This is a genomic window from Chromobacterium sp. CV08, from assembly GCF_051129845.1.
Lineage (GTDB): Bacteria > Pseudomonadota > Gammaproteobacteria > Burkholderiales > Chromobacteriaceae > Chromobacterium.
Genome location: NZ_CP150453.1, coordinates 4340347 through 4364789 on the forward strand (window position 1 = coordinate 4340347; position 24443 = coordinate 4364789).

The following is a 24443-nucleotide window of genomic DNA, read 5'->3' on the forward strand; positions in this document are numbered from 1 at the left end:
CGTCAGGTCTGGGAATTCTGTTTATTGAGTTCGGCTTCCAGCCGCGCCAGCCGCTTGTCCAGCCGGCCGGCGTCGTCGCGCAGGCGATCGACGTCGGCGACGAAGCGCTGCACCAGATGGCGGCTGGCCAGCAGCGGCGCCTCTTCGCGCAGATGTTCGATCCAGCCGTCGGCCAGGCGGAAGGCCAGTTGGCCCTTGAAGCCGAACAGGCCGCGCGCCAGGTTCTCCATCCGCTCGGCGGCGGCGTCGCCGAACACGCGCGACAAGTCCTCGCCGGCGTGCCAACGCAGCTGGCCGACGATGCGGCCGACCGCCGACGCCAGCTCGACGTCGCCGTCCAGCGAAATGTCGGACAGCCTCGGCGCCTGGCCGGACAACTGCGACAGCATCGCGCCGTGACGCAGTTTCAGCCTGGCCTCCGGCTCGCCGTCGCAAGACGCCAGCCAGCCCTCCGCCGTGATCACGCCGACCACCTCCAGCGGCGGCAAGGCGATCGCCACCCGGCGGCCGGCGTGGGCGGCCAGTTCGGCGCGCCGCGCCGGATGCTGGTTCAGCAAATGGTTGAAAGCCGCAATCTGGATGGCCATGGCTCGCTCTCCCGCGAGATCAGAATTTGACGCCCTTGTGCAGCGCAACAACGCCGCCGGTCAGATTATGGTAGTCCACCTTGCCGAAACCGGCGTCCAGCATCATCTGCTTCAGCGTCTCCTGATCCGGGTGCATCCGTATCGATTCGGCCAGGTACTGGTAGCTGTCGGCGTCGTTCGCCACCAGCTTCCCCATGATGGGCAGCGCCTTGAAGGAATAGAAGTCGTAGAGAGGCGACAGCGGCTTCCACACCTTGGAGAATTCCAGCACGAACAGCTTGCCGCCCGGCTTCAGCACGCGGCACATCTCCTTCAGCGCCGCGTCCTTGTGCGTCATGTTGCGCAGGCCGAACGCCACCGACACCGCGTCGAAATAATTGTCCGGAAACGGCAGCTTCTCGGCGTCGGCCAGCGACACCGGCAGGATCAGGCCCTCGTCCAGCAGGCGGTCGCGGCCGACGGTCAGCATCGAGCTGTTGATGTCGGTCAGCCACACTTCGCCGGTCTTGCCGACGCGCTTGGCCCAGCCGCGCGACAGGTCGCCGGTGCCGCCGGCGATGTCCAGCACCTTGTCGCCGGCGCGCACGCCAGAGGTGGTCAGCGTGAAATGCTTCCACACCCGGTGCAGGCCGCCGGACATCAGGTCGTTCATCACATCGTATTTGCCGGCCACCGAGTGGAAGACTTCGGCCACCTTGCCGGCCTTGTCGCTTTCCGCCACGGTCTTGTAACCGAAATGCGTGGTCTTATCCATATTCACTCCCTGCTCGCGCCGGCGGCGGCGAGCTTGTCCAGGTATTGCTGCCAATACTGGTCGCGCTTGGCGCCCAGCTCGTATAGATAGGTCCAGCTGTAGAGGCCGCTGTCGTGGCCGTCGTCGAAGGTGATCTTCAGCGCGTAATGGCCCACCGGCTCCAGCGCCGTGATGCCCACGTGCATCTTGCCGGTCTGCAGCGTTTCCTGGCCTATGCCGTGGCCGCGCACCTCGGCCGACGGCGAATGGACGCGCAGGTATTCGCACGACAGCTCGAAGCGGGCGCCGTCGTCGAAGGCGATCTCCAGCACCTTGGACAGCTGGTGCAGCTGGATTTCCACCGGCTGGGCGGTTTGCGGGGCGGCTCCGGACATGGGCGGCATCCTTGTTTGTCGTTGGACCGCGGACGGTCAGGCCTTCTTTTCCAGCAGCATGGCGTCGCCGTAGCTGAAAAAACGGTATTCCTTCTCCACCGCGTGGCGATAGGCGGCACGGATCTCGTCATAGCCTGCGAAGGCCGACACCAGCATCAGCAGCGTGGACTTCGGCAGATGGAAATTGGTCAGCAGGCGGTCCACCACGCGGAAACGGTATCCTGGCGTGATGAAGATGTCGGTCTCGCCGCGACCGGCCGCCAGCTCGCCGCTGCGGGCGGCGGACTCCAGCGCGCGCACGCTGGTGGTGCCGACGGCCAGCACGCGGCCGCCGCGGGCGCGGGCGGCGGCGACGGCGTCCACCGTGGCCTGCGGGATCTCGTAGATCTCGCTGTGCATCTTGTGCTCGGCGACGTTGTCCACCTTGACCGGCTGGAAGGTGCCGGCGCCGACGTGCAGCGTGACGAAGGCGGTTTGCACGCCCTGGGCCTTCAGACCGGCCAGCATCTCGTCGGTGAAGTGCAGGCCGGCGGTCGGCGCCGCCACCGCGCCCTGCTCGCGGGCGTAGACGGTCTGATAGCGCTCGTCGTCGTCGTTGCCCGCGCTGCGTTCGATATAAGGCGGCAGCGGCAGCTTGCCGGACGCCTCCAGAATGTCGAACACATTGTCGTCGGCCAGGAAGCGCAGCTTGAACAGCGAATCGTGCCGTTCCACCATCTCCGCCTCCCAGCGGCCGGCGAAGATCAGCCGGCTGCCCGGCTTGGGCGCCTTGGACGCGCGGACGTGGGCCAGCGCGGTATGGTCGTCCAGCACGCGCTCGATCAGGGCCTCCACCTTGCCGCCGCTGGCTTTTTCGCCGAACAGCCGGGCGCGGATGACGCGGGTGTCGTTGAACACCAGAAGATCGCCGGCTTGCAGGCAGGCGGGAAAATCGGCGAAGGCCAGATCGGACAGCGTCATGCCGTCTACGCGCAACAGGCGGCTGGCGCCGCGCACGGCCGGCGGGTGCTGGGCGATCAAGGCCTCGGGCAGGTGGTAATCGAAATCGGAAAGCTGCATGGCGGGAACTGTCATTCAGAATCGGCAAATTATACCTGCGCGCTTCCGCCCGGCACAGTGCCGCGCAACAAGACCGTCATTTGCCCGATCGGTCGCCATGCTGATATTCTATTGGCATATCGCAAATCCGCCACAATCCCAAAGCACTGCAAAACCTAGCGTTTTCACTCTAAAACCTTGGCGGAGCCGCGTGGAAACAAGCTCAAACGGCCGTTTCAAATTCCGTAAACACTAGACATCTTGCGGCGAAGTGCGGCAAACTCGCGGCCAAGATGAAAAACAGGAGTCAGGCCTTGAGCCGATCCATCCTTGTGCTGCACGGCCCTAACCTCAACTTGCTGGGGGTGCGGGAACCTCAACACTACGGCCGGGACACCCTTGACGCCATCAACCAGCGGCTGACCGCGCAGGCCAAGGCCGCCGGTTTCGCCCTGTCGGCGCTGCAAAGCAACGCCGAACATGTACTGATAGAACGCATACACCAATGTCTGGATGACGGCACCGCCTTCATCCTGATCAATCCGGCCGCTTTCACCCACACCAGCGTCGCGCTGCGCGACGCGCTGGCGGCGGTGAAGCTGCCGTTCATTGAAGTACATCTATCCAACGTCCACGCCCGCGAGCCGTTCCGCCAGCATTCGTATTTTTCCGATCTGGCGCTCGGCGTGATATGCGGACTGGGCTCCCATGGTTACGAGCTGGCTCTTGCGCACGCCTTGCGGCACCTGTCCGCGCAAGCCTGACCGCCGTTACTGACAGAACATCCCATTCGAAGGATTGACAATGGACCTGCGTAAACTGAAGAAACTGATCGACCTGGTCGAAGAGTCCGGCATCGCCGAACTGGAAGTGACCGAGGGTGAAGAGAAAGTCCGCATCACCCGCGTGTCGGCCAACCAGCAACAGGCTTACGTCCAGCCGATGGCGCAGATGTACGCCGCCCCGACGGCCGCCGCGCCGGTCGCGGCACCCGCCGCCGCCGCCGAAGCCGCTCCGGCAGCCGCCAACGACAAGAACGCGATGAAGTCGCCGATGGTCGGCACCTTCTACCGTTCGCCGAGCCCGGGCGCCAAGTCCTTCATCGAAGTGGGCCAGAGCGTCAACGCCGGCGACACGCTGTGCATCATCGAGGCGATGAAGCTGATGAACGAGATCGAAGCCGATCGTTCCGGCGTGGTCAAGGCCATCCTGGTGGAAGACGGCCAGCCGGTGGAATACGGCGAACCGCTGTTCGTCATCGAATAAGGCGCTCGGACGACATCGCGAGATTCAGGGCACGGCCAAGGTCTGTGCCCTTGTCGTTTGACGTGACAGCAACGGCCCCCGGCCGGAACGGGCGAAACGCCCCGCCGGGGCCTGTCCGCGGAGAGATTCCATGTTCGAAAAGATTCTGATCGCCAATCGTGGTGAAATTGCGCTGCGCATCCAGCGCGCCTGCCGTGAAATGGGCATCAAGACCGTGGTCGTGCACTCCGAGGCCGACCGCGAAGCCAAATACGTGAAGCTGGCCGACGAGTCGGTCTGCATCGGCCCGGCGCCGTCGACCAAGAGCTACCTGAACGTGCCGGCGCTGATCGCCGCCGCCGAGGTCACCGACGCCCAGGCCATCCACCCCGGCTACGGCTTCCTGTCGGAAAACGCCGACTTCGCCGAACGCGTCGAGCAATCCGGCTTCGTCTTCATCGGCCCGCGCCCCGACACCATACGGATGATGGGCGACAAGGTGTCGGCCAAGCACGCGATGATAGAGGCCGGCGTGCCCTGCGTGCCCGGCTCCGACGGCGCGCTGCCGGAAGATCCGGCCGAAATCGTCAAGATCGCCAAGAAGATCGGCTACCCGGTCATCATCAAGGCGTCCGGCGGCGGCGGCGGTCGCGGCATGCGCGTGGTCCATTCCGAAGGCGCGTTGATCAGCTCGGTGCAGATGACCCGCACCGAGGCCGGCGCGGCCTTCGGCAACCCGACCGTCTACATGGAAAAATTCCTGGAGCTGCCTCGCCACATCGAGATCCAGATCCTGGCCGACGAGTACGGCAACGCCATCTACCTGGGCGAGCGCGACTGCTCGATGCAGCGCCGCCACCAGAAGATCATCGAGGAGGCGCCGGCGCCCGGCATCACCGACAAGCAGCGCCAGAAGATAGGCGAAGCCTGCGCCGAAGCCTGCCGCCGCATCGGCTACCGCGGCGCCGGCACTTTCGAGTTCCTGTACGAAAACGGCGAGTTCTACTTCATCGAGATGAACACCCGCGTGCAGGTCGAGCATCCGGTGACCGAAATGATCACCGGCGTCGACATCGTGCAGGAGCAGATCCGCATCGCCGCCGGCGAGAAACTGCGCTATAAGCAAAAAGACATCGTGCTTTCCGGCCATGCGATGGAATGCCGCATCAATGCCGAGGACCCGTTCACCTTCGTGCCGTCCCCGGGCAAGATCGAGAGCTACCACCCGGCCGGCGGCCCCGGCATCCGCATCGACTCGCACATCTACCAGGGCTACACCGTGCCGTCGCACTACGACTCGATGGTGGGCAAGCTGATCGCCTACGGCGACACCCGCGAGCAGGCGATGGCGCGGATGCGCGTGGCGCTGTCGGAAATGGCGATTTCCGGCATCAAGACCAATATCCCGCTGCACCAGGAGCTGTTCCTGGATGCGGCCTTCCAGCGCGGCGGCACCAGCATCCATTATCTGGAGCACCGGCTGCAGCAGAAAAAAGGGGAAGCCTGATGGCCTGGTTGCAAGCCACCATTGACTCCGATTCCGCGGTCGCCGAACGCCTGGCCGACGCGCTGATGGACGCAGGCGCCTTGTCGACCGCGATCGAGGACGCCTGGGCCGGCACCGACCGCGAACAGCCGATCTTCGGCGAACCGGGCGAGCCGGTGGAGCAGATGTGGAGCCAGAGCCGCATCATCACGCTGTTCGACGAGAACGCCGAACCGGCGCTGCTGATCGCCGCCGCCGCCAACGCCTGCCGTCTGGCGGTGCCCAGCTACAAGCTGGAGCGCGTCGAGGAGCAGGACTGGGTGCGGCTGACCCAATCGCAGTTCGAGCCCATCCGCATCTCCGACCGGCTGTGGATCACGCCGACCTGGCACGAGGCCCCGGCGCCGAACGCCGTCAACCTGCAACTGGATCCGGGCCTGGCCTTCGGCACCGGCAGCCATCCGACCACCCGCCTGTGCCTGCAGTGGCTGGACAAGCAGCTGGCCGGCGGCGAAAGCGTGCTCGACTACGGCTGCGGCTCCGGCATCCTGGCCATCGCCGCGCTGAAGCTGGGCGCCGCCTCCGCCGTCGGCATCGACATCGATCCGCAGGCGGTGCGCGCCAGCCGCGACAATGCCGAGCAGAACGGCGTCGAGGCCGAGTTCCTGCTGCCCGACGCCACGCCGACGGCCCAATACGACGTGGTCCTGGCCAATATCCTGGCCAATCCGCTGCGCATGCTGGGCGAGCTGTTGGCTAGCCATGTCAAAACCGGTGGTAGAATCGTGCTTTCCGGCATCCTCGCCGAACAGGCCGACGAGCTGTCGGCCATCTACGGCCAATGGTTCGAAATGGACGCGCCGGTGTTCGACGAAGGATGGACCCGCTTGACAGGAACCCGACGCGCCCAGGTATGACGTATACGACTCAGTGCCCAAACTGCCAGACCCGCTTCAAGGTCAACGACTCCCAACTGGCGGCCGCCAACGGACTGGTACGCTGCGGGCGCTGTTCGCATGTATTCCGGGCACCTGATCATTTCGTCGCCGCGCAAGCCGCCCCGGCGGCGATGAGCGCCGCGCCGGCCCCGGCCGAGCGCGACCCCATCGACGACTTCGAGCTGGAAGTGCCGGATTTCGATCCGCAGGCGCAGCAGGCCGAGGAAGCCGTCGCCGAAGCGGAAGCGCCGGCCGAACCGGAGGCGCCGCCGCAGCAGGAACTGGAGGCGTTCCAGCGCGCGCTGGCCGAGGCAATGCAGAATCGCCATGCCACCGCGCCTATCGGCAACCCGTTCGACGAGCCCGCGGCAGCGCCCGAACCCGAAGTCTTCGGCAGCCGCCGCCGCGCCGAAACGACGCCGGAGCCGGCGGCCGAGCCGCCTCGTCCGGCCGTCCGGCCGTTGCCCGAGCCGGAGCCCCCGCTGTTCACCGACGCCGACGCCGAACAGGAGGATGAGGCGCGCCGCCACCGCCGCAGCGCGCCGTGGCTGAACGGCGTACTGGCGGCCCTGGGCGTGCTGGGGCTGCTGTTCCTGGCCGCACAGCTCGTCTACATCAACCGCACCCGCATCGCCGCCGAAGTGCCGGAATCCCGGCCGGCGCTGGAGCGCCTGTGCCAGTCGCTGGGCTGCGAGGTGCCGTGGCCGACCGATATCTCGCGCATCCGCACCGAGTGGTCTGAACTGGCCTTCGTCCCCGATTATCCCAACCTGATCCAGTTGTCGGCGACGCTGAAGAACCACGCGCAATACGCGCAGGCCTATCCGATGCTGGAAGTGACGCTGAAGGACAGCGACGACCAGGTGCTGATCCGCAAGGTGTTCACGCCCAAGGAATACCTGAAGCCGGACGACTTCAAGCTGGGCCGCTTCAATCCGAACAGCGAGTCCAGGATCACCATGCGGCTGGACGCCGGCAAGGTGCACGCGATGGGCTACAGCCTGTACTGGTTCTATCCCTGAACCGGCCCCGCCATCCAGGCGGAACGGCGGCCATCAGTCGTACGAGAATCCGAAGGTCTGCGTCAGCTGCAAGTTGGGCGCGCATTGATATTGCCGCAGCGCCGTCTCTATCGAGGCGGCGAAGGCCGCCCTGTCCTGCTCCGGCATCCCGGTATTGAATTTCAGTCGGAACAGGCCGTGGTAGCGGGCGTCGGCGCCGGTCTCGAAATAGGCCTCCACCGTCACCTTGACCGGACGCTCGCGGAACACGGCGGCCGGATACTCCGGCGCCGCCGTCCGCTCGCAAATGCCCGCCTGGGCCGCCCCCGCCGCCAACAACGGCAGCGCCGCCAATATCGATCGCTTCAGCACATCATCCCCGCTCGGCAAAAGCGCGCATCTTTCCATACCGTCGTCATCCGAAAAACTCCTCCAGGTATTCGACGAAGACCCTGACCTTGCCCGGCACATGCCGGCGCACCGGGTAGACCACCGACAAATCCAGGCAGTGCCAGTCGTAGTCCCGCAGGATGGCCGCCAGGCTGCCGTCGGCCAGCCCCTGCTCGACCAGGAAGCGCGGCTGCAGCACCACGCCCATGCCGTTGATCGCCGCGTCGGTCAGCACGTCGCCGTTATTGGCCCTCAACGGCCCCTTCACCTTGACCTTGCCCTGGACGCCGTCCGGCGCGCGGTAATCCCAGACATTGGGCTGGGCCGTCAGCGCGTACAGCAGACATTGATGCTCGGCCAGCTCGGACGGATGGCGCGGCGTACCGTGGCGCGCCAGATAGTCCGGCGAGGCGACCACCAGATCGCGGATCTGCGCCAGCCGTCGCGCCACCAGCGTCGAATCGGCCAGATTGGACACCCTGAGCGCCAGATCGAAGCCCTCCTCCACCAGGTCGACGCGACGGTCGTTCAGGTTCAGCTCCACCTCGATGCGCGGATGGCGCTGGTGGAAGCCGCCGATGATGCGGCCCAGATAGCGCATGCCGAACGATACCGGCGCCGACACCCTGAGCCGCCCGGCCGGCTCGCTGGCGCCGTGCGACAGCCGGGCGTCCAGCTCGTCCAGCTCCGCCAGCAGGCCGCCGGCCTGGGACAGATAGGTCTCCCCGGCCTCGGTCAGCGACAGCTTGCGGGTGGTCCGGTGCATCAGCCGCGCGCCCAGCCGGTTTTCCAGCGCCGCCACCAATTTGGTCACCATCGCCCGCGACAGCTCCAGGCGCTCGGCCGCGGCGACGAAGCTGCCGAGCTCGGCCACGGCGACGAAAGCGCGTATTTCGGAGAAGCGATCCATATTGTTTCTTTAAGTTAAATAATGATTTTCAAATAACCGTATTTATTGAATATATAGTCAATGGTCAAATAGCGCCATCCAACACGATACGGAACCCCCACCATGAACCGTCTGCAAAACCCCTATCTGGCCGCCCTGCTGCTGCGGCTGTCGCTGGGCCTGATGTATCTGTCGCACGGCGCGCTGAAGCTGTTCGTCTTCACCCCGGCCGGCACCGCCGGCTACTTCGCCAGCCTGGGCCTGCCCGGCTTCTTCGGCTACATCGCCATCGCGGCCGAGATCGGCGGCGGGCTGCTGCTGCTGGCCGGCATCCAGGCGCGTTGGGTCGCCCTGCTGCTGGTCCCGCAACTGCTCGGCGCAATCGCGCTGGTCCACGCCGCCAACGGCTGGATGTTCACCAATGCCGGCGGCGGCTGGGAGTATCCGGCCTTCCTGATCGCCGCCTCGCTGGCGCTGTTCTTCCTGGGTCAGCCGCCCCGCCGAGGCGCCGCGGCCTGAGCAAGGCCGAGCGCCGGTCTGCCGTCCCTTGCCGGCCCGCCCACGCGGGCCGGTTTCGCATGCCGCCGTTTTTAGAGTTGCATTACAAAAATGCAACAACCCCTCCCCGCCGCGCCTCCGCGCCAAGTCCCTGCCAGATAAGCCGATCCGCCGCAAAGCCGCGCCGATGCTGCATTGCAGCACGCAACCAAGACAATTCTGACTTGCACATTTTCTTGATTCCCATCAAGCTGCTGCGTAATTCAAATGTAGTTTAACTACAAAATAGGCAATATACGCGGCAGGCCGCCGCAGGCGCCTACAGGCACCCCGTCTGTATATAATTGCCGAAAACCATGCAGGACAAGCCAAGCCGCAGCACTTCCTCCATCCGGTCCGAATGGCGCGATAAAAACAAACGGCTTGCTTGACGCTCGTAATAAAACGACTGGAATTATCCACGTATTGAGGAGTTTCACATGGGCACCAACGCACCAAGATTAGACATCCTCGCCCCTCTCTCCGGATGGCTGGTCCCGCTGGACAGCGTTCCGGATCCGGTTTTCGCCGGCAAGATGGTGGGCGACGGCGTCTCCGTCGACCCGACCTCCGGCAGCCTGCTGGCGCCGGTCGGCGGCGTGATCAGCAATCTGCACTCCGCCCATCACGCGCTGACCATCACCACAGCCGAAGGCGTCGAGGTGATGGTGCACATCGGCATCGACACCGTGATGCTGAAGGGACAGGGCTTCTACCCGCTGGTTCAGCAGGGGCAACAGGTATCCGCCGGCCAGCCCGTCATCGACTTCGACATCGACCAGGTTGGCCGCCAGGCCGCCAGCCTGCTGACCCAGATCGTGGTGACCAACGGCGAGACCGTGGCGCGGATGCAGGCGGCGCAGGGCCTGGTGGCCGCCGGCCGCGACGTGGTGCTGACGCTGGAGCTCGCCAACGGCAAGGACGCGTCGCCGCAGGCCGGCGGCGAGCCGCTGCTGTCGGCTGAAATCGCCATCGGCAACCCGGCCGGCCTGCACGCGCGGCCGGCCGCGGTGTTCGCCGCCAAGGCCAAGACCTTCTCCTCCGACGTCCGGCTGCTGCTGGGCGACAAGGAGGCCAACGCAAAATCGGTAGTGTCCGTGATGGGACTGGCGACCAAGCTGGGCGACCGGGTGCGCATCCGCGCCCAGGGCCCCGACGCCGAAGCCGCCGTCGCGGAACTGGGCCGGCTGCTCGACGAGCGCTGCGGCGAGAAGGCCGACGAAGCGCCGACCGCCCCGGCCGCCGCGCCGACGGGCGCGATGCAACAGGACAGCGACACCCGGCTGGCCGGCGTCGGCTCCTCGCCCGGCATCGCCATCGGCCGCATCGTCCACCACCGCCTTCAGGAATTCGACGTGCCCGAGCGGGGCCAGGCCGCCAATATCGAGCAGCAGGCCTTCGCCCGCGCCACCGAGGAGGCGGCGGCCCAGCTCGACCAGGTCAAGGCCCAGCTGAGCGATCCGGCCAAGCAGGCCATCCTGGCCATGCACCAGGAACTGCTGCAGGACCCGGAACTGCTGGCGCAGACCTATTCCGGCCTGGCCGACGGCAAGTCCGCCGCCTGGTCCTGGCGCGCCGCCTTCAGCGCCTACTCCGCCCGGCTGGAGGCGCAGGACAATCCGCTGCTGCGCGAACGCGCCAACGACATACGCGACGTAGGCCGCCGCGTGCTGGCGCTGCTGGCCGGCGTCAAACAAGCCGCGCTGGACCTGCCGGCCGGCTCCATCCTGATCGCCGAAGACCTGGCGCCGTCCGACACCGCCGCGCTGGATCCGGCCAAGGTCAGGGGATTCTGTACCCGCACCGGCGGCGCCACCAGCCATGTCGCCATCCTGGCGCGTTCGCTGGGCATCCCGGCGATCTGCGGCATCTCCCAGGCCGCGCTGAAGCTGCCGGAAGGCCGCGAGGTGATCCTGGACGGCGGCGAGGGCACGCTGACGATAGCGCCGACGGCCGACGAGATCGCCGCCGCCGAACGCGAGATCGCCCGCCTGGCCGAGCGCCGCGCCGCCGAGGCCGAACGCTCGATGCTGCCGGCCGCGACCCGCGACGGCGTGCGCATCGACGTCGTGGCCAATATCCGCAACGCCGCGGACGCGCGCGAAGCGGTGGCCAAGGGCGCCGAAGGCGTGGGCCTGCTGCGCTCGGAGTTCCTGTTCGACAACCGCGACACCGCGCCGAGCGAAGCCGAGCAGGCTGCCGAATACTGCGCGGTGGCCGAGGCGCTGGGCAAGGACAGGCCGCTGGTGGTTCGCACGCTGGATGTCGGCGGCGACAAGCCGCTGTCCTACCTGCCGCTGCCCAAGGAAGACAACCCCTTCCTCGGCCTGCGCGGCATCCGCGTCAGCCTGGAGCGTCCCGACCTGTTGCGCACCCAGTTGCGCGCCATCCTCAGGGCCGCGCCGCTGACGCAGCTGCACATCATGTTCCCCATGGTGGCCTCGCTGGACGAGTTGCGCGCCGCCAAGGCCGTGCTGGCCGAGGAGCAGGTCGCCGCCGGCCAAGCCGACGTCAAGGTCGGCATCATGGTGGAAGTGCCGTCGGCCGCCGTCCTGGCCGCGCGCTTCGCGCCGGAGGTCGACTTCTTCTCGATAGGCACCAACGACCTGACCCAGTACGTTCTGGCGATGGACCGCGGCCATCCGCAGCTGGCCAAGCAGGCCGACGCGCTGCACCCGGCCGTGCTGGCGATGATCGCGCAGACCTGCGACGGCGCCCGCGCCCACGGCAAATGGGTCGGCGTCTGCGGCGGCCTGGCCTCGGACGAGCGCGCGGCGCCGCTGCTGGTCGGCATCGGCGTGACCGAGCTGTCGGTCAGCACGCCGGCCGTCGCCTCGGTCAAGGCCACGCTGGCGCGCTGGAGCCTGGACGAATGCCGGCAGCTGGCCGACGAGGTGCTGGCGCTGTCGACGGCCGCCGAGGTACGCCACAGCCTGAATCAGAGCGCTCGCTGAAGGAATGGGCGCCGACGCGGACGCAGCCCGCGCCGGCGCTTGCATAGAGGGGACGGCGTCATCGCCGCACATTCAATAAGCATGTCAAAGCAGGATAATAATCATGTTTAGTCAATCGTTCGCTTTTCTGCAGAAGATAGGCAAGGCGCTGATGCTTCCGGTGGCGGTGCTGCCGGTGGCGGGCCTGCTGCTCGGCATCGGCGCCACCGACTTCCACACCCATAACACCATCGCGCTGGCCATCCTGTCGCTGATGAAGAACTCCGGCGACGTGATCTTCGGCAATCTGCCGCTGATCTTCGCCGTCGGCGTCGCGCTGGGCTTCACCGAAAACGACGGCGTCGCCGCCATCGCCGCCGTGATCGGCCACCTGGTGACAACCGTCACGCTGGGCGTGATGGCCGGCCTGATGGGCGTCAAGCCCGACACCATCATGGGCCTGCCGTCCATCCAGACCGGCGTGTTCGGCGGCATTCTCGCCGGCGGCCTCGCGGCCTATATGTTCAACCGCTTCTACCGGATCAGGCTGCCCGAATACCTGGGCTTCTTCGCCGGCAAGCGCTTCGTGCCCATCATCACCGCCGTCAGCGCCATCGGCCTGGGCGTGGTGCTGTCCTTCGTATGGCCGCCGATAGGCAACGGCATCAAGGCCTTCTCGCAGTGGGCCGCCGTCAGCGACCCGCGTACCGCCGCCACCGTCTACGGCTTCGTCGAGCGGATGCTGATCCCGTTCGGCCTGCACCACATCTGGAACGTGCCGTTCTTCTTTGAAATCGGCGCCTTCCCGGACGCGTCCGGCAAGATCATCCACGGCGACATCAACCGCTTCTTCGCCGGCGATCCGACTGCCGGCATCCTGTCCGGCGCCTTCCTGTTCAAGATGTTCGGCCTGCCGGCCGCGGCCATCGCCATCTGGCACTCCGCCAAGCCGGAGAACCGCGTCAAGGTCGGCGGCATCATGATCTCGGCCGCGCTGACCTCCTTCCTGACCGGCATCACCGAACCGATCGAGTTCTCCTTCCTCTTCGTCGCCCCGGTGCTCTATCTGATCCACGCCGTGCTGGCCGCCTCGGCGCAATTCGTCGCCAATACGCTGGACATGCACATGGGCTTCACCTTCTCCCAGGGCGGCATCGACTTCCTGATGTTCAACCTGATAGGCGACAAGGCCAAGCACGCCGTCTATGTGTTCATCCTCGGCCCGATCTACGCCGTGATCTACTACTCGGTGTTCCGTTTCGTCATCGCCAGGTTCAATCTGAAGACGCCGGGCCGCGAGGATGAAAGCGCGGAAACGGCAGGCGCCGTCAGCGAGGACCAGCGCGCCCGCGAGCTGGTGCTGGCCTTCGGCGGCCGCTCCAACATCCGCAGCCTGGACGCCTGCATCACCCGCCTGCGCATCGCCGTGCAGGACACCGCCAAGGTCAACCAGGCCAAGCTGAAGGCCATGGGCGCCTCCGGCGTCGTCGTCGTCGGCAGCGGCATCCAGGCCATCTTCGGCCCGCTGTCGGAGAATCTGAAGACCGATATGGAGATCTATCTGCGCAGCGCAGGCGCCGATGCCGAAGTCGGCGCGTCCCCGGCGCCGGCCCAGTCCGCACCGGCGCCGCAGGCCGCCGCGCCGGCCGCGGCCAGCGCCGACGTCGCCGCGCTGGAGAAGGCGCTGGGCGGCCGCGCCAACCTGGCCAAGGTGGAGGCGATCGCCCACACCCGGCTGCGGGTGGAATTGAAGGACGCCGGCCGCTTCGACGCCGCCGCCGCCAGCGCCGCCGGCGTGACGGCGTCGATGCAGGTGGCGCCGGGCACGCTGCACCTGATCGTCGGCGATCAGGCCGCCGCGCTCGCCGCCGCGCTGCAGGGCTGACGCTGGCCGACTCCCGGAAAAACGCCGGCGCGATGCGCCGGCGTTTTCGCTTTCGGCCGCCTCAGCGCGCGACGCGCAGGCCGCCCTCGACGCCTTGCGGGCTGAACAGCACCTGCCACAATTGCAGGTCCCGCGCGCGGAAGGCGCCGGCGCAGGCGTTCAGGTAATAGCTGAACATCCGGTAGAAGCGCTGCGGATAGCGCCCGCTCAGTTGCGGCCAGGCTTGCTGGAAACGCTGCAGCCAGGCCATCAGCGTCAAGTCGTAGTCGGCGCCGAAATTGTGCCAGTCCTCCATCACCCAGCCGGCGGAACTGGCCTCGTCTATCTGCCCGATCGACGGCAGGCAGCCATTGGGAAAGATGTATTTCTCTATCCACGGGTCCACCCGCATGTCGCCGACCCGGCTGCCGCAAGTGTGCAGCAGCAACAGGCCGTCCGGCTTCAGGTTGCGCGCGGCGACATCGAAGAAGGCCCGGTAATTGCGCGGCCCCACATGTTCGAACATGCCCACCGAAGCGATGCGGTCGGCCTTCAGCCGCAGTTGGCGATAGTCCTGCAGCCTTATCGTCACCGCCAGCCCGGCGCACCGCGCCTCGGCCAATTGCCGCTGCTGTTCGGAAATCGTGACGCCGGTGACGGTGACGCCATAATGGCTGGCGGCGTAGGCGGCCAGACCGCCCCAGCCGCAGCCTATGTCCAGCAGATGCATGCCGGGCGCCAGCTGCAGCTTGTCGCAGATCAGCCTGAGCTTGTCCTCCTGCGCCTGTTCCAGCGTCGCGGCGCGGTTCCAGTAGGCGCAGGAATACTGCATATGGGGATCGAGCATCGCGGCGAACAGATCGTTGCCGAGATCGTAGTGCCGCTCGCCGACATGGCGGGCGCGCCGCAGAGACTGCGGATTGAACAGGCGGGCCGCCATCGCGTACAGGATGTCGCGCAGTCGATGCGGCAGGCGCCGCTCCAGGCCGGCGCGCAGCGCGCGCTGGAAGAAGACATCGAGGCGCTCGCACTCCCACCAGCCGTCCATATAGCTTTCTCCGAGCCCCAGCGAGCCCTCGCTCAGCACCCGCCGGAAAAACCGCGGATGACGGACCTGGATGTCGAACGGTCGGCTGCCGTTGACGGCGATGTCGGCGGCGGCGAGCATCGCCTCGACGACGGCCCTCCCCGGCTGGCGGATATCTCCGCCTCCTTTTTCCAGACACGATGAATTCATGACAGCCCCCCTGGCATGGCCATTCAGCACGACGAACCCGATCGACAATCAGAAACAAGGACAGATGTTTCATCCAGCTTAGCCCGCCCTCTCCCCGCTTTGCCAGCGGCGGCGGGCCCAGGCGCCCGTCCGCGGCCTTCTCGAGGCGGCAGGGCGCACATTCGACGAAGCGGACGATGCCGGAAAAGAAGCGTGAACCGGCGCTAACCGAGTTGGAACAATTCGCGCAGATGCAGCGCGACGCCCGACTCCGCATGGCTGCCTATGCGGCGGGCCTGCGGCAACATGTCGCTGAGCCGGGGATGGGCGTTCGCCATCACCCGCGGATGCCCGGCCGCCAGCAGCAGCTCGACATCGTTCTGCCCGTCGCCGAATGCCAGGCAGGCGTCGGCCGGAATGCCCAGCCGCCGCAGCACCAGTTCCAGCGCATGGCCCTTGGACACCCCGGCCGCCATCACCTCCAGGCAATGCTCCAGCGAGAAGGTGATGTAGAGCCTGTCGCCGAAACCTTCCCTCAGCCTGCTCTCCAGCTGCAGCAGGTGCTCGTGCGGCGCGATGTACAGGACCTTGCCCACGCCCTCGCCGTCATGGCCGGCCAGGTCGCACACCCGGTACACCGTGCCGGAATCCTTGTGCATGTCCAGCAGTTCCTGGCTGGGCTGGTCTATCAGCCATTCGTCGTCGAGATAGAAATTGACGATGGTGCCGGCGGCGAACTCCGGCTGGGCGATGGCGCGCACCAGCTCCGCGTCGATGTCCTGACGATGGATCAGCGCGTCGTCCGGGTCATGGACCCGCGCGCCGTTGGAGGTGATCAGGTGGGCGCGCACGCCCAGCGCCTCGCGTATGCCGCGCACGTCCATATGGTGTCGGCCGGTGGCGAGGGCGAACTGGATGCCGCGCGACTGCAGCGTCTGCAGCGTGGCGGCGGTCAGCGCGTTGACGGCGTGATGCTGATCCAGCAGCGTGCCGTCGAGATCTGAAGCGATGAAACGGTAAGACATGAAGGCTCCGGGTGCGTCGGAAGTGCCTGATTATACGCTGATAGCGCTAACAGTGCGGACTGTTGCCACACGTCCGAACGGCCAGCGCGCCCTGGCCGACGCCGGATGAGCGAATTCTGGAAGCGGCCCGCCCCTCAGAATATAAGAATTCCCTCATCAATGAAACCGGACGCCGCCAAGCGGCGTGAAACCCGCCATGCCCGATTTATCCGCCTTCCATCGCAACGCAGCCGATCTGCTGCGCCACCTGGGCTTCGACGCGCCGCCGGCCGACGGCCGCGACCTGATCAGCCTGACGGTGGAACAACGCTTCCAGCTTCACCTGGGCGCCATCGACCATGACAGCTGGTTCATGCTGGCCGAGCTGGGCAGCCCGCCGGCGTCGCCGGAGGCGGCGCTGCGGGCGCTGGACGGCAACCGACTGGCCGCGTCCCCCTGGCAGCCGGTGGCGGCGCTGGACGACGACGGCCGCTTGTGCTGCTGGCTGCGCCTGCCCGGCAGCGGCTGCGATCTGCCGCAGCTGGCCACCGCCTTCGACGCGCTGATCGCCCGCGCCGAAGCGCTGCTGGACGATACGCCGGCCGCGCCTTGACCCGGCGCGCCGGCGCGCTGCGCCGGCCGCCGCCATAAGCCCCGATGGGCAACCCACTAAGAAAGAGGCAAGACATGAGCACCATCCACACCGGCATCGCCATCGCCCGCCCCGATCTGGCCGGCCTGAACCGTCTGAACGACGGCAAGATCGATGCCGACACCGCCCGCATCGGCATCCGCAAGGACGGCGCCCTGGTCGTTTACACCGGCCGTTCCTATCTGCTGCATCCGGACCAGACCCGCCGCGCCCAGCAATTCCTGCGCCGCGAAGGCCTGTTGGAAGCGCAGGAACGTCCGCGCGACATCCGTCTGGTCGACCTGATCACCCGGCTGAACACCCGCGCCAACACCGACACCAGCCCCAGGAAAGAAGACCTCGCCGCCCCGCCGCGCAGCCAGCGCCCCAATCTGCGCTGGGCCGACACCGAGGCGCAGCAGGCACGCCGGCAGGAAAGCGCCACGCTGAGCCAGCGCCGCGGCCTGTCGCTGAAATTGACGCCTGCGGCCTCCGGCTCGCCTGACGGACTCAAGGCCTCGCTGGCTCAGAAGCTGGGCAGCAGCGACAAACGCGTCGGCCTGTTCGACGCGCTGCAGCGCCAGGTCGGCCCGGCGGCCTCCGGCGCGGCCTTCATCGGCGATCTGGCCGGCGCCCGCTTCCGCGACGTCCCGACCGCCGCCGCCACCCTGGTACGCTCGCCGGACGGCGCGCCGCTGCCGGCCAACCGGGTACGCGTCGGCGGCGCCAATGTCGCCATCGCCAGCCAGTATCCGACCGCCGGCCAGCTGGAAAGCTATTTCGGCATGCTGGTCGCCAACCGCACGCCGGTGCTGGTGGTGCTGGCCTCGGACAGCGATCTCGCCAAGCCCGGCATGCCGCGCTACTTCGCCGAAAGCGGCCGCTACGGCCAGACCGAAGTCAGCGCCAAAGCCGGCAAAAGCATGACGCTGGCAGGCGGCCTGGAAGTGCGCCACCACCAGCTGACGGTGCAGAACGGCAGCGGGAAACTGTCCATCCCGGTGCTGCATGTGCCCAACTGGCCCGACTTCGGCGCCCAGGGCGCCGACGCGCTGAAAGCGCTGGCCGAGCATGTCGACGCCGTCGCCGACCAGAAAATCGCCTTCTACCGCAACAACAACAGCCGCGCGCTGGGCGATCCGAACAAGCTGCTGCCGGTCATCCACTGCCGCGCCGGCGTCGGCCGCACCGGCCAGCTGATCGCCGCGCGCGAGCTGCTGAAGCCGGGCGCCGCCAGCCTCGAGTCCATCGTGTCCGACATGCGCGTCAGCCGCAACCACCTGATGGTGCAGACGGCTGGGCAGCTGGACACGCTGGCCGATCTGGCCCACCAGCAGGGCCGGGCCATCCTCGATGCGGAGCAGGCCGCCGAGCCGATCTACGCCAACGATGCGCCGCCGCTGCCGCCGCGCCGCCATAGCTGAGCCGTCGCGCCGATGAAAAAAGCACGCCCAGGCGTGCTTTTTTCTTTTGCGGCCGGCCCTACGATGCCGACCGTCGTCAAATTGACAAAGACATAAGGCGCAGCTAGCTTGACCGATTGCACGAAGCCTCCCGCCGCCGCGCGGACCACCGCAAGGAGAAGCCACATGAGCAATCGATACGGCCAGTTGTTCCGCACGCCGGGCGTCCCGGCGCTGGCGCTGGCCGGCTGGGTGGCGCGGCTGCCCAGCACCATGGTGATCGTCGGCGTCATCACCATGCTGTCGCTGAGCCGGAACAGCTACAGCCTGGCCGGTTCGGTCGCCGCCACCTTGACGCTGGCCACCGCCCTGCTGTCGCCGCAGGTGTCGAGGCTGGCCGACCGCCACGGTCAGAGCCGCGTGCTGCCGCCGGCCACCGGCATCGGCGTCGTCGCCCTGTTGGCGCTGGTGCTGTGCAACCGCCTGGACGCGCCGCCCTGGACGCTATACCTGTGCGCGGCCCCGGCGGGCTGCCTGCCCAGCATCCCGGCGATGACCCGCGCGCGCTGGGCGCGGCTGCTGGAAGGCCAGACGCTGTTGCCGACGGCGTTCGCGCTGGACAGCGTTTTGAGCGAGATCGCCTTCGTCATCGGGCCGCCGCTGGCCATCGGCCTGTGCATGGCCTGGTTTCCGGAGGCCGGCCCGCTATTGGCCGCCCTGCTGATGCTGCTCAGCGTTTTTGCGCTGCTGCGCCAGAAATCCACCGAACCCCCGGCCCATCCGGGCACCGCGGACAGCCGCCGTCCGGCGCTGTTCCTGCGGCCGGTGCCGGCCCTGGCGCTGCTGATGGGCACGCTGGGCGCCATCGCCGGCACCATCGACGTCGCCTCGGTGGCCTTTGCCAAGGCGCAGGGTTCGCCGTCGGCCGCCGGCTGGGTGCTGGCGCTGTACGCGCTGGGCTCCGGCATAGGCGGGCTGGCCTTCGGCGCGATCAAGCCGGCCATGCCGCTGGGCAGGCTGCTGCTGTACTGCTGCGCGGCCACCGCGGCGAGCTCCGCCTTCATCGCGCTGGCGCCGAACGTCGCCTGGCTGGCCGCGGTGATGCTGCTGTCCGGGCTGTCGTTCGCGCCGACGCTGATCGTCGCGATGGAAATGGTGGAGAAGGCGGTGCCCCGCGCGCGGCTGACCGAAAGCCTGACCTGGCTGGTCACCGGCATCCAGCTGGGCGTGGCCGGCGGCGCTTCGCTGTGCGGCTTGGCGACCGACGCCTACGGCGCCCGGGCCGGGCTGAACCTGGCGCTGGCGGCCGGCGTCTGCGCGCTGCTGATCGCCGCCGCCCTGCCGCGCGCGCCGCAGCCCAAACGCGCCGTCGAGGACGCCTGAGCGCGACGGAATGCAAAAAGCCGAACCCTTGCGGATTCGGCTTTTTCAATCTGGTGGCCAGTCGCGGAATCGAACCACGGACACGCGGATTTTCAATCCGCTGCTCTACCAACTGAGCTAACTGGCCTTGCTGTGGTGGCCAGTCGCGGAATCGAACCACGGACACGCGGATTTTCAATCCGCTGCTCTACCAACTGAGCTAACTGGCCACTTCTCCCAACCGCGCTGTCGCGCCGTCAGAGCCACGCATTTAATCAGAGCAGCCCGGTCGAGTCAAGGAATAATTGCAAAAAAACCGCCCGGCCATCGCTCTGCGAAGCAGGCGGCCCGCCCGCGCGCGGCGGGCGGGCCGTCGGATCAAACACTTACACCGCGTCCGGCTGCCGGGACGGATGCGCGTCGGCGAAGGCCGGCACGCGCTCCAGCGCGTCGGCGACGCGGACGATGTTCGGATAGCGCGCCATCTCCACGCCGAAACGACGGGCGCTGAACACCTGCGGCAGCAGGCAGACGTCGGCCAGCGTCGGTTCGTCGCCCGCGGCATAGCGGCTCGACGACTCGGCCAGCAACGTCTCCAGCGCGTCGAAGCCGGTGCCGATCCAGTGGCGTATCCACCCGGCCTTGCCCTCCTCGTCCTTGCCGTACTCGGTCTGCAGATACTTGCCTACCCGGGAGTTCTGCAGAGGATGGATGTCGGCGGCGATGGCGAGCGCGAGCGAACGCACCCGCGCCCGCGCCGCCGGATCGGCCGGCAACAAGCGCGGGGTGTCCGGATACGCCTCGTCCAGGTATTCGCAGATGGCCAGCGACTGCGCGATCCTGACGCCGCCATCGTCCAGCAGCGGTACCAGACCGTGCGGATTGATCGCCAGGTACTCTGGACTCTGCTGTTCGCCCTTCAGCAGGTTGATCGGCTGGTAACGGTAATCCAAGCCCTTCAGGTTCAGCGCGATGCGAACCCGGTAGGCGGCGCTGGAGCGGAAATAACCGTAGAGGACGCGCTCAGCCATGGGCCACCACGGTCTGCTCGATGACGCCGAAGATGCTCTCGCCGGCGGCGTTCCGCATCTCGATGCGCACGGTGTCGCCGACCTTCATGAACGGCGTCTTGGGCGCGCCCTGCTCGATGGTTTCTATCATCCGCTGCTCGGCCAGGCAGCAGGAGCCGACGCTGCGGTCCTGGTTGGAGATGGTGCCTGAGCCGACGATGGAGCCGGCGACCAGCTCGCGGGTCTTGGACACGTGGGCGACCAGCTGCGGGAAGTTGAACTGCATCTCGACGCCGCAGTTGGGCTTGCCGTAGAAGGCGCCGTTGTAGTCGACCAGCAGCGGCAGATGCACCTTGCCGTCCCGCCATGCGTCGCCCAGCTCGTCCGGCGTGACGGCGACCGGCGAGAAGGCGGTGGCCGGCTTGCTCTGGAAGAAGCCGAAGCCCTTGGCCAGCTCGCCGGGGATCAGGCCGCGCAAGGTCACGTCGTTGACCAGCATCAAGAGGCGGATATGCTTGGCGTCGGCCGGCGCGCCCAGCGGCACGTCGCCGGTGACCACCGCCACCTCGCCCTCGAAGTCCAGGCCCCAGGCCTCGTCGCGCAGCGGGATGTCGGCCGTCGGCGCCAGGAAGGCGTCGGAGCCGCCCTGGTACATCAGCGGGTCGGTGTAGAAGCTTTCCGGCACCTCGGCGCCGCGCGCCTTGCGCACCAGTTCCACGTGGTTCAGATAGGCGCTGCCGTCGGCCCACTGGTAGGCGCGCGGCAGCGGGCTCAGGCAACGCTTGGCGTCGAAGGCGACCTCGTCCGGCACCTTGCCCTGGTTCAGCGCGGCGTAGACTTCCTTCAAGCGCGGCTCGGCCTGCGCCCAGTTGTCCAGCGCGCCCTGCAGCGTGGCGGCGATGGCCGGCACGGCGACGGCGCGGGTCAGATCGCGGCTGACGACCATCAGCTGGCCGTCGCGGGTGTGGTTGTGATAAGTGGCTAATTTCATCTTGATGTTCTTTCTGCTAGCGGCCGCTGCGGGCCGTTCCTCTATGTCAATTCTTCAGCCTGGCCTGAACGCGATTGCGTCGCGAGCGGGCCGAGGTCGGCGGGAGAAGCGCAGCGGTACAAACCGTACCGCGAGCATCGCAGCGCCGAGATCGGCTCGCGCAGCAGCAATGGCGTCAGGCCTGTTTGGGTTTCCAGCTGTCGACGTAGCCCTGCCACTCTACGCTGGCCAGGCCCGGGCCCTGCTCCAGCGCGTCGCGGGCGTCTATCATCACCGCCACCTCGTCGGTGAAGGTCTTCGGGTCGGTCATCGCCTTGGCGAAGGCCTTCGGGTGCGGACCGTGGGTGAAGCCGGCCGGATGGAAGGTCAGCATGCCCGGCTTGATATTGTCGCGGCTGAAGAAGTCGCCCGCATGATAGAAGATCACTTCGTCGTAATCGTCGTTGTTGTGATAGAACGGCACTTTCAGCGCGCCCGGATCGGACTCGATCGGCCGCGGCACGAAGGTGCAGATCACGAAGCCGTCGGCGACGAAGGTGGTGTGCGCCGACGGCGGCAGATGGTAGCGGTGGCTCATCAGCGGGCGGATGTCGCGCCAGTTGACGCGCGCCACCGACAGATTGCCGTGCCAGCCGATGGCGTCCAGCGGATTGTACGGATAGGTGACGGTGGACAGCGCGCCGCGGCGCTTGATCACCACCTGCCATTCGTCCTCGGTCTGCTGCGCGCGGAAGGCGTCGTCTATCGCCGGTACGTCCAGCACCGCCTCGTCGAAAATCGCGTGCGGGCCGACCAGGCCCTTCTCCGGCAGCTGGTAGGCGCCGTTGCTGGTCTCGATCATCAACATGGTAGTCGGGCTGGCCGGCTCGATGCGCCAGCTGGTCGAGCGCGGCACCAGGATGTAGTCGCCGTCGCGGTAGCTCAGGTGGCCGTAGTCGCAGAACAGCTCGCCGCTGCCGGCGTGGATGAACAAGAGGTCGTCGCCGTCGGCATTGCGGAACAGCTGGGTCATCGCCTTGTCGCAGCGCCAGATGCGCAGCTTGCACTGGGCGTTGTGCAACACCAGCGGCGCATCCCACGGCGCCGGCGTGCCGTGCGGCAGTTCGTTCAGATCGAAGGCGCGCGGGCGCAGCGGGCCCTCCCAGGCGCTCCAGCCGGTCGGCGGATGCTTGTGGTGCAGATGGGTGGCCGGGCCGAAGAAGCCGCTGCGGCCCACTTCGCGCTCGTAGATGGCCTCGGCCGGGAAATCGGCGTGGGCCTGCCGCGAGATGGTGCCCTCGCGGTGCGGGTAACTGATCCATTTACGCATTTTGAATGTCCTGTCGGCGCGGCCGGCGACGCACAGACCGCGCCCTTGCATGATGTACGCACGGCAAAACGCCGCGGCGCCCGTCCGGGAATCCGGGACGGGCCGCCACGGCGGGAATGGATCAATCGGCCTTCAGCACGCCGCGGCGGATCTGGTCTTCCTCGATGGACTCGAACAGGGCCTTGAAGTTGCCCTCGCCGAAGCCCTCGTTGCCCTTGCGCTGGATGATCTCGAAGAAGATCGGCCCGATCACGGTCTCGGTGAAGATCTGCAGCAGGATGCCTTCGACCGGCGCGCCGTCGATCAGGATGCTGTTCTTCTTCAGGCGGGCGACGTCCTCGCCATGGTCCGGCACGCGGCTGTCCACCTTCTCGTAATAGGTGTCCGGCGTATCCAGGAAGCGGGTGCCGCGGGCCTTCAGCGTTTCCACCGTGGCGTAGATGTCGGCGGTGGTCAGCGCGATGTGCTGGATGCCTTCGCCGTTGTACTGGCGCAGGAATTCCTCGATCTGGCTCTTGTCGTCGGACGATTCGTTGATCGGGATGCGGATCTTGCCGCAGGGGCTGGTCATCGCCTTGGACACCAGACCGGTCAGCTTGCCTTCGATGTCGAAGTAGCGGATCTCGCGGAAGTTGGCGATGCCGGTGTAGAAATCGGCCCAGGTGGCCATATTGCCGCGCGCGACGTTGTGGGTCAGGTGATCGATCTCGGTCAGGCCGACGCCGTACGGATGCTGGTCGACGCCGTCCAGCGGCACGAAGTCGATCTCGTAGATGTCCTTGTCCTTGCCGTAGCGGTCGACGAAGTACAGCGCGGAGCCGCCTATGCCCTCGACGGCGGGGATGTTCAGTTCCATCGCGCCGACCGGGCGCTGGTACGGCTTGGCGCCGTGCGACAGCGCGTACTCGTACGCCTTGGCGGCGTCCTTGACGCGCCAGGCCATCGCACAAGCCGACGGGCCGTGCGCCTTGGCGAATTCGCTGGCCGGCTGGCTGCGCTCGGCGTTCAGGATGAAGTTGATGTCGCCCTGGCGGAACAGGCTGACGTCCTTGCTGCGATGGCGGGCCACTTCGGTGAAGCCCAGCGACAGGAACAGCTGGCGCAGCTTCTGTACGCCTTCGGCGTCGGGCGCGGTGTATTCGACGAACTCGAAACCGTCGGTGGCGAGCGGATTTTGCAGCATGGCTTCCATTTTCATCTGTTTCTCCTCTGTTTATAGATCGCCGCAGGATTATCCGGTGAACGATAATCGATGCGGTCTGAACTCTACTTGTAAACGTCTGCAGGCGATCCGCGTTATGTAAGCAGGCCGCCGCCGTCCCGCAGTGCGGGACAATGGCAGTTCGACGGAACGGGAAGAAGCAGAACAAGGAAAACCGGGATGCGCGCGGGATGCCGGCGCCACCTTCGGCCGCCGCCGGCGGCCCGGTCTGGTTCTCCTCCGAACGAATCGTTATCTGCTGTCACGCACCATCGACATG

At 67.0% G+C, this 24443-nt stretch carries 23 protein-coding genes and 2 tRNA genes; 11 read left to right on the forward strand and 14 right to left on the reverse strand.

Features of this window, described 5'->3' with window-relative positions:
- Positions 1–2 precede the first annotated feature (2 nt).
- Genes WNM05_RS19735 through queA form a run of 4 tightly spaced genes read right to left on the reverse strand, consistent with a single transcriptional unit; the run spans position 3 to position 2774 of the window.
- Positions 3–587: a ubiquinone biosynthesis accessory factor UbiJ gene (locus WNM05_RS19735; RefSeq protein WP_434630152.1), complete on the reverse strand. Its 585-nt coding sequence runs from the start codon at positions 585–587 to the stop codon at positions 3–5.
- Between the two features lie 19 nt (positions 588–606).
- Complete coding sequence (gene ubiE / locus WNM05_RS19740) at positions 607–1341, reverse strand: bifunctional demethylmenaquinone methyltransferase/2-methoxy-6-polyprenyl-1,4-benzoquinol methylase UbiE (protein WP_434630154.1); 735 nt, start codon at positions 1339–1341, stop codon at positions 607–609.
- A 2-nt stretch (positions 1342–1343) separates the two neighbouring features.
- On the reverse strand, positions 1344–1715 hold the full coding sequence (locus WNM05_RS19745; RefSeq protein WP_434630156.1) for a gamma-butyrobetaine hydroxylase-like domain-containing protein: 372 nt from the start codon (positions 1713–1715) through the stop codon (positions 1344–1346).
- Positions 1716–1751: 36 nt separating this feature from the next.
- Positions 1752–2774 carry a tRNA preQ1(34) S-adenosylmethionine ribosyltransferase-isomerase QueA gene (gene queA, locus WNM05_RS19750; protein ID WP_434635171.1) on the reverse strand — a complete coding sequence of 341 codons (1023 nt, stop codon included), beginning with the start codon at positions 2772–2774 and terminating at the stop codon, positions 1752–1754.
- Positions 2775–3046: 272 nt separating this feature from the next.
- Between queA and aroQ the strand changes: the two genes are divergently transcribed.
- The 5 genes from aroQ to WNM05_RS19775 all read left to right on the forward strand — a co-directional run bounded on the left by aroQ (position 3047) and on the right by WNM05_RS19775 (position 7444).
- Positions 3047–3517 (forward strand): type II 3-dehydroquinate dehydratase, encoded by a 471-nt coding sequence (aroQ, locus tag WNM05_RS19755; RefSeq protein ID WP_434630157.1) that lies wholly within the window; start codon positions 3047–3049, stop codon positions 3515–3517.
- Positions 3518–3557: 40 nt separating this feature from the next.
- On the forward strand, positions 3558–4019 hold the full coding sequence (accB, locus tag WNM05_RS19760) for an acetyl-CoA carboxylase biotin carboxyl carrier protein (protein WP_434630159.1): 462 nt from the start codon (positions 3558–3560) through the stop codon (positions 4017–4019).
- Between the two features lie 130 nt (positions 4020–4149).
- Positions 4150–5505, forward strand: a complete 1356-nt coding sequence (gene accC, locus WNM05_RS19765; RefSeq protein ID WP_434630161.1) for an acetyl-CoA carboxylase biotin carboxylase subunit — start codon at positions 4150–4152, stop codon at positions 5503–5505.
- Positions 5505–6401, forward strand: coding sequence for a 50S ribosomal protein L11 methyltransferase (gene prmA / locus WNM05_RS19770; protein ID WP_434630163.1), 897 nt, complete (start codon positions 5505–5507; stop codon positions 6399–6401). The genes accC and prmA overlap by 1 nt, the downstream gene beginning before the upstream one ends.
- Entirely contained in the window at positions 6398–7444 is a 1047-nt protein-coding gene (locus WNM05_RS19775) for a DUF3426 domain-containing protein (RefSeq protein WP_434630164.1), read from the forward strand. The genes prmA and WNM05_RS19775 overlap by 4 nt, the downstream gene beginning before the upstream one ends.
- A 33-nt stretch (positions 7445–7477) precedes the next feature.
- Here WNM05_RS19775 and WNM05_RS19780 read toward each other — a convergent pair whose 3' ends face one another.
- Positions 7478–7795, reverse strand: a complete 318-nt coding sequence (locus WNM05_RS19780; protein ID WP_434630166.1) for a hypothetical protein — start codon at positions 7793–7795, stop codon at positions 7478–7480.
- Positions 7796–7838: 43 nt separating this feature from the next.
- Complete coding sequence (locus tag WNM05_RS19785; RefSeq protein ID WP_434630168.1) at positions 7839–8723, reverse strand: LysR substrate-binding domain-containing protein; 885 nt, start codon at positions 8721–8723, stop codon at positions 7839–7841.
- Positions 8724–8825: 102 nt separating this feature from the next.
- Between WNM05_RS19785 and WNM05_RS19790 the strand changes: the two genes are divergently transcribed.
- From WNM05_RS19790 to ptsG, 3 genes are all read left to right on the forward strand, one after another.
- A complete protein-coding gene (locus WNM05_RS19790; RefSeq protein ID WP_434630170.1) occupies positions 8826–9221 on the forward strand; it encodes a DoxX family protein in 396 nt (131 codons plus the stop codon).
- A 458-nt stretch (positions 9222–9679) separates the two neighbouring features.
- The gene (gene ptsP / locus WNM05_RS19795) at positions 9680–12193 is read left to right on the forward strand and encodes a phosphoenolpyruvate--protein phosphotransferase (protein ID WP_434630172.1); all 2514 of its coding nucleotides are present in this window, start codon (positions 9680–9682) and stop codon (positions 12191–12193) included.
- Positions 12194–12296: 103 nt separating this feature from the next.
- Entirely contained in the window at positions 12297–14057 is a 1761-nt protein-coding gene (gene ptsG / locus WNM05_RS19800) for a PTS glucose transporter subunit IIBC (protein WP_434630174.1), read from the forward strand.
- 61 nt (positions 14058–14118) lie between these two features.
- Here ptsG and cfa read toward each other — a convergent pair whose 3' ends face one another.
- Positions 14119–15273, reverse strand: coding sequence for a cyclopropane fatty acyl phospholipid synthase (gene cfa, locus WNM05_RS19805; protein ID WP_434630176.1), 1155 nt, complete (start codon positions 15271–15273; stop codon positions 14119–14121).
- A gap of 203 nt (positions 15274–15476) precedes the next feature.
- On the reverse strand, positions 15477–16277 hold the full coding sequence (locus WNM05_RS19810; protein WP_434630178.1) for a Cof-type HAD-IIB family hydrolase: 801 nt from the start codon (positions 16275–16277) through the stop codon (positions 15477–15479).
- 196 nt (positions 16278–16473) lie between these two features.
- Between WNM05_RS19810 and WNM05_RS19815 the strand changes: the two genes are divergently transcribed.
- From WNM05_RS19815 to WNM05_RS19825, 3 genes are all read left to right on the forward strand, one after another.
- Positions 16474–16869 carry a CesT family type III secretion system chaperone gene (locus WNM05_RS19815; protein WP_434630180.1) on the forward strand — a complete coding sequence of 132 codons (396 nt, stop codon included), beginning with the start codon at positions 16474–16476 and terminating at the stop codon, positions 16867–16869.
- A 74-nt stretch (positions 16870–16943) separates the two neighbouring features.
- On the forward strand, positions 16944–18311 hold the full coding sequence (locus WNM05_RS19820; RefSeq protein ID WP_434630181.1) for a protein-tyrosine phosphatase family protein: 1368 nt from the start codon (positions 16944–16946) through the stop codon (positions 18309–18311).
- Positions 18312–18476: 165 nt separating this feature from the next.
- Entirely contained in the window at positions 18477–19673 is a 1197-nt protein-coding gene (locus WNM05_RS19825) for an MFS transporter (RefSeq protein WP_434630183.1), read from the forward strand.
- 51 nt (positions 19674–19724) lie between these two features.
- On the opposite strand, the gene WNM05_RS19830 is transcribed toward WNM05_RS19825, so the two are convergent.
- The 6 genes from WNM05_RS19830 to hppD form a co-directional block, all read right to left on the reverse strand.
- Positions 19725–19800 (reverse strand) — tRNA-Phe (locus WNM05_RS19830).
- 6 nt (positions 19801–19806) lie between these two features.
- Positions 19807–19882: transfer RNA gene (locus tag WNM05_RS19835), tRNA-Phe, on the reverse strand.
- A 156-nt stretch (positions 19883–20038) separates the two neighbouring features.
- Positions 20039–20683: a maleylacetoacetate isomerase gene (gene maiA, locus WNM05_RS19840; protein WP_434630185.1), complete on the reverse strand. Its 645-nt coding sequence runs from the start codon at positions 20681–20683 to the stop codon at positions 20039–20041.
- On the reverse strand, positions 20676–21653 hold the full coding sequence (locus WNM05_RS19845; protein WP_434630187.1) for a fumarylacetoacetate hydrolase family protein: 978 nt from the start codon (positions 21651–21653) through the stop codon (positions 20676–20678). The genes maiA and WNM05_RS19845 overlap by 8 nt, the downstream gene beginning before the upstream one ends.
- Before the next feature lie 175 nt (positions 21654–21828).
- On the reverse strand, positions 21829–22962 hold the full coding sequence (locus WNM05_RS19850; RefSeq protein WP_434630189.1) for a homogentisate 1,2-dioxygenase: 1134 nt from the start codon (positions 22960–22962) through the stop codon (positions 21829–21831).
- Positions 22963–23083: 121 nt separating this feature from the next.
- Positions 23084–24160, reverse strand: coding sequence for a 4-hydroxyphenylpyruvate dioxygenase (hppD, locus tag WNM05_RS19855; RefSeq protein ID WP_434630191.1), 1077 nt, complete (start codon positions 24158–24160; stop codon positions 23084–23086).
- Positions 24161–24443: the final 283 nt, after the last annotated feature.